Source organism: Halomonas sp. 707B3, assembly GCF_024158645.1.
GTDB classification, from domain to species: domain Bacteria; phylum Pseudomonadota; class Gammaproteobacteria; order Pseudomonadales; family Halomonadaceae; genus Vreelandella; species Vreelandella lionensis.
Window position 1 is genome coordinate 1 of sequence record NZ_JAMZBE010000201.1, and the last position, 5,183, is coordinate 5,183.

5 protein-coding genes, 2 tRNA genes and 1 pseudogene are annotated in these 5,183 nt (G+C 56.6%); 7 read left to right on the forward strand and 1 reads right to left on the reverse strand.

Annotated elements, in window-relative coordinates:
* From ispE to BIS10_RS17260, 7 genes are all read left to right on the forward strand, one after another.
* Nucleotides 1-840: 4-(cytidine 5'-diphospho)-2-C-methyl-D-erythritol kinase (gene ispE, locus BIS10_RS17230; RefSeq protein WP_253507147.1), on the forward strand; the 840-nt coding region annotated here is incomplete at its 5' end.
* 30 nt (nucleotides 841-870) lie between these two features.
* Nucleotides 871-945, forward strand: a tRNA-Gln gene (locus BIS10_RS17235).
* A 59-nt stretch (nucleotides 946-1,004) separates the two neighbouring features.
* A complete protein-coding gene (locus BIS10_RS17240) occupies nucleotides 1,005-1,946 on the forward strand; it encodes a ribose-phosphate pyrophosphokinase (protein ID WP_172416021.1) in 942 nt (313 codons plus the stop codon).
* Nucleotides 1,947-2,042: 96 nt separating this feature from the next.
* A complete protein-coding gene (locus tag BIS10_RS17245; RefSeq protein WP_083024637.1) occupies nucleotides 2,043-2,684 on the forward strand; it encodes a 50S ribosomal protein L25/general stress protein Ctc in 642 nt (213 codons plus the stop codon).
* 190 nt (nucleotides 2,685-2,874) lie between these two features.
* Nucleotides 2,875-3,456, forward strand: a complete 582-nt coding sequence (gene pth, locus BIS10_RS17250) for an aminoacyl-tRNA hydrolase (protein WP_083024638.1) — start codon at nucleotides 2,875-2,877, stop codon at nucleotides 3,454-3,456.
* A gap of 104 nt (nucleotides 3,457-3,560) precedes the next feature.
* A complete protein-coding gene (ychF, locus tag BIS10_RS17255; RefSeq protein WP_083024640.1) occupies nucleotides 3,561-4,652 on the forward strand; it encodes a redox-regulated ATPase YchF in 1,092 nt (363 codons plus the stop codon).
* Between the two features lie 64 nt (nucleotides 4,653-4,716).
* Nucleotides 4,717-4,793: transfer RNA gene (locus BIS10_RS17260), tRNA-Met, on the forward strand.
* A gap of 81 nt (nucleotides 4,794-4,874) precedes the next feature.
* Here the strand turns inward: BIS10_RS17260 and BIS10_RS17265 are convergent.
* Nucleotides 4,875-5,183, reverse strand: a pseudogene (locus BIS10_RS17265) (M18 family aminopeptidase); the annotation flags it as partial.

Genomic DNA, 5,183 nt, shown 5'->3' on the forward strand with positions numbered 1-5,183 from the left:
CTCACCCTACCCGCCCCGGCCAAGTTAAACCGCATGCTGCATATTGTGGGCCGCCGTCAAGACGGCTACCACGAACTGCAGACGCTGTTTCAGATTATCGACCTCTGCGATTATCTAAGCTTCAACCTGCGCCAAGACGGCGTTATCGAACTGACCACATCGATGGATGGCGTAGCGCACGATGACAACCTTATTGTGCGTGCAGCAAAGCGGTTGCAGCAGGCCAGCGGCACCCACCTTGGTGCTTCTATATCAATTGAGAAGCACCTGCCCATGGGCGGCGGCCTGGGTGGCGGCAGCTCCAACGCGGCCACCGTACTTAAAGGGCTCAATCAGCTCTGGCAGCTTGGGCTCAGCGATGCCACCCTGGCAGAGCTGGGCTTAGCGCTAGGTGCCGATGTACCCGTCTTCGTTTTAGGCAAAAGCGCCTGGGCCGAAGGCGTGGGCGAAAAATTAACGCCCGCGACCCTCGACACCCCGTGGTTTGTGGTCATCCACCCAGGCATTAGCGTCTCAACCCCCGCAATCTTCCAAGACCCGGAATTGACACGCGACAGCCTCCCCATTACTATGGCGCGCGCACTGCAGGGGGGAGTGGCCGAGTGGCGTAATGACTGCGAAGCTACCGTCAAAAAACGCTACCCGCGTATCGCGGAAGCACTTGACTGGCTCGCGCAGCACGCACCTAGTCGGCTGACGGGCACTGGCGCCTGTTTGTTTGCAGCTTTTGAGTCACAAGAGGCTGCGCAAACGGTGGCTGAACTAGCTAATCAGCGCTGGCAAGCGTGGGTCGCGCGCGGACTTAACACCTCTCCCCTACAAGATGCTCTGGGCTGCTGAAAGCGCCCGGTCATCGCATTAGGTTATTGCTGGGGTATCGCCAAGTGGTAAGGCACCGGTTTTTGGTATCGGCATTCCCAGGTTCGAATCCTGGTACCCCAGCCAATTCTAATGTTGATCTGCGTTTTCTCCCCTGATCCCCAACACTGCAAAGGTGGCTGCGCGTGTCAAAATTGATGGTTTTCACCGGGAACGCCAATCCCGAACTCGCTCAAAAGATTGCCGAGAGCTTAGACAGCCGTATGGGTAACGCAACGGTTGGTCAATTTAGCGACGGCGAAATCGCGGTCGAGATCAATGAGAACGTGCGTGGTAAGGATGTGTTCATCCTGCAATCCACCTGTGCCCCCACGAACGACAACCTGATGGAACTGATCCTGATGGTCGACGCTCTGCGTCGCGCCTCGGCTGCCCGTATTACGGCAGTGGTTCCTTACTTTGGTTATGCCCGCCAGGACCGTCGTGTACGCTCCGCCCGCGTTCCCATCTCAGCAAAAGTTGTGGCTGATATGATGGTGAAAGCAGGCGTTGACCGCGTTATGACCATGGACCTGCACGCCGACCAAATTCAAGGTTTCTTCGACGTACCGGTTGATAACGTTTACGGCTCCCCGATCCTGCTGGACGACATCGAGCGTCAAAACTACGACGACCTCGTGGTTGTTTCCCCCGATGTTGGCGGCGTTGTGCGTGCCCGTGCCATCGCCAAACAGCTGAATGCTGACTTGGCTATCATTGATAAGCGTCGCCCCCAGGCTAACCAAGCCCAGGTGATGCACATTATCGGTGAAATCGAAGGCCGCACCTGTGTGGTCGTCGATGACATGATTGATACCGCTGGCACACTGTGTAAAGCCGGTGAAGCTCTGAAAGATCACGGCGCTGCGCGCGTCGTCGCGTATGCTACGCATCCGATTTTGTCCGGCCCTGCGGTCGACAACATCACCAACTCTGTACTGGACGAGGTTGTCGTGACCGACACCATTCCGCTCGCCGACCATGCGCGTCGTAGCGGAAAGATTCGCCAGTTGAGCGTTGCTGGCCTGATTGCGGAAGCGATTCGCCGCGTCAGCAACGAAGAATCCGTCAGCGCAATGTTCCACTAACGCCTGACGTTATAAGCCCCCACCTGGGGCCCTGGAAACGTCGTCGTCTGGTCGCGGACGGCGGCGTTTCCTTACTTAAACCAAGAGGCAAATTCCATGTCTGATTTTATCCTGCAAGCCAGCGTTCGTAACGACCTGGGGAAAGGTGCGAGCCGCCGCCTGCGTCGTGCGAACCAACAAGTACCGGCCGTTGTATACGGCGGTGAGAAAGGCGCTCAGTCTATCTCTGTAGAAAAAACTGCTTTCTACAAAGCGATTGAAGACGAGGCCTTCTTCTCCTCTGTCATCAAACTGGTGATCGACGGTAAAGAAGAGCAAGTGGTTGTTCGTGACCTGCAGCGTCACCCGTTCAAGCCGCTGCTGACCCACGCTGACTTCCTGCGTGTTGATGCTACTCACGAAATCACCATGAACGTGCCGCTGCACGTGGTGAACGAAGAGAAGTGTGTAGGTATCAAAGACCAAGGCGGCGAACTGCACGTCCTGGCTAACGAAGTCGCCATCAGCTGCTTGCCGAAAGACCTTCCGGACTTCCTGGAAGTGGACATCAGCAACGTTGAGCTGGGTACTACCCTGCACCTGTCTGACCTGACCCTGCCGGCTGGCGTCACTTCTGTTGACCTGTCCCACGGTGAAGAGCACGACAACGCCATTCTGAGCATCACCAAAGTGAAAGTACGTGGCGGTGACGAAGAAGAAGGCGAAGGTGAAGGCGACGCAGAAGCCAGCGCCGAGTAAGCCTTGCTAAAGGTGCTGCCAGCGTATGCTGACCAGTGCCGCCTGGGCCATGCCCGCATGGCCCAAGGATGTTAAAATCAAGCGCTTCGGCGCTTGATTTTTTTTTGCAGCGTGGCGCTACCCTGCTTATCTGCAAAGCAGCTGCCAGTGAGTCAACGACATATCTTCCAGAACCGTTGGAGGTGGGAAAATGAGCCAGGTAACGGCCATTATAGGACTGGGCAACCCAGGCGCAGAATACGACGCCACCCGCCATAATGCGGGCTTTTGGCTAGTGGACGCCATTGCACGCAGCGCCCACACCGAACTGCGTCCTGAGAAAAAGTTTTTAGGGCTATACGCCAAAGCCCGCGTGGGTGACCATGAGCTGCACCTGCTCAACCCCACCACCTTTATGAACCGCAGCGGTGCGGCTGTGGCAGCGCTAACCCAGTTTTTTAAGCTTACCCCAGATAACCTGTTGGTCGCTCACGATGAGCTTGACCTCCCCCCTGGGCAGTCACGCTATAAAACCGGCGGCGGGCACGGCGGCCACAACGGGCTGCGGGATATTATTAGCGCGCTGGGCAACCAAAAAGAGTTCCACCGCGTACGGATTGGCATCGGCCACCCCGGCGAGGCGCGCCAAGTAGTGAACTATGTACTAGGCCGCCCTGGCAAAGCCGAACAAGAAGCCATTGAGCGCTCGTTGGATGAGTGCCTAGCCACGCTTCCGCTTGCGCTTTCCGGCGACTGGGCTAAAGCCATGAACCGCCTACATAGCGTAAAATAGCAGCACGTTTTCAGCACACATTCTCTACGCGTTACGCACGCGCTTTTTTCACACTTGGCAGGCGCTTTATTGGTAGCGCCGCCCTAGCGGCCAGGAAGTTATTTATGGGCTTTAACTGCGGTATTGTCGGCCTACCCAACGTAGGCAAATCCACGCTGTTCAATGCGTTGACGAAGTCAGGGATTGATGCAGAGAACTTCCCGTTCTGCACCATCGAACCCAACGTTGGCATCGTCCCGATGCCAGACCCACGCCTGGATGCGCTAGCGGCCATCGTAAAGCCTGAGAAAGTGCTGCCCACCACCATGGAGTTTGTGGATATCGCAGGCCTCGTGGCGGGTGCCTCCAAAGGTGAAGGCCTGGGCAATAAGTTCCTGGCCAACATTCGTGAAACCCAAGCCATTGCCCACGTGGTGCGCTGCTTCGATAACGACAACGTGATCCACGTCGCCAACCAAGTAGATCCCCGCGCCGACATCGAGACCATCAATCTTGAGCTCGCCCTGGCCGACCTAGACACCGTCGAGAAAGCCAGCCAGCGCCTGCTGCGCTCAGTGAAAGGCGGTGATAAAGACGCCATTGCCACCAAAGCCGTGCTGGACAAAATCCTGCCGCATCTTGCCGAAGGCCAGCCGCTGCGCAGCTTTGGCCTGGATGACGACGAAAAACGTCAGGTAAAAAGCTTTGGCTTTTTGACCCTCAAGCCCACCATGTACATTGCTAACGTCAATGAAGATGGCTTTGAGAACAACCCCTACCTGGATATCGTCAACGAGATCGCCGCAGAAGAAGGCGCGATTGTGGTGCCGGTGTGCAATCAGCTAGAAGCGGAAATTGCCGAACTCGAAGATGAAGAACGCAGTATGTTCCTCTCCGAAATGGGCATGGAAGAGCCGGGGCTAGATCGTGTGATTCGCGCGGGCTACTCACTGCTGGGCCTGCAAACCTACTTCACCGCTGGCGTGAAAGAAGTACGCGCCTGGACGGTAAGAGAAGGCGCCAGCGCTCCAGAAGCCGCCGGTGTGATTCACACCGACTTCCAGAAAGGCTTTATCCGCGCCGAAGTCATCGCCTATGACGACTACGTCACGCTGGGCGGCGAGCAAGGTGCCAAAGATAACGGCAAATGGCGCTTGGAAGGTAAAGACTACATCGTCAAAGATGGCGACGTGATTCACTTCCGCTTTAATGTCTAACGCCTAAAACAAATAAATGCTTGACGGGTGGCGTATCTCTGAGTAATATTCGCCCCCGTTGAACGGCTACGTAGCTCAGCTGGTTAGAGCACATCACTCATAATGATGGGGTCCCCTGTTCAAATCAGGGCGTAGCCACCAACACCGAATACCGCTAGCAATAGCAGAAGCCCGCTGACTCAGTCAGCGGGCTTTTTCGTTTCTAGACTTTTCTTGGTTAGCTCAGGAGAGCGTCGGGCGGTTCAGGAACACCGTCAGCGCCCGCGTCAGGTAATCCACATCTCGCGTACCAGACGTTTCACGAATCGAGTGCATCGCCCACTGGGGCAATCCTACGTCGATGGTCGGCACGCCTACTTCTGTGGCGGTAATCGGCCCGATGGTACTACCACAGCCCATATCTGCCCGCGTGACGAACGACTGCACCGGCACATCCGCCTCGCGGCACACATCCCGGAACAGCGCGCCGGTGACGCTATTGGTCGCGTAGCGCTGGCTGGCATTGACCTTGATCACCGGGCCGCCGTTAAT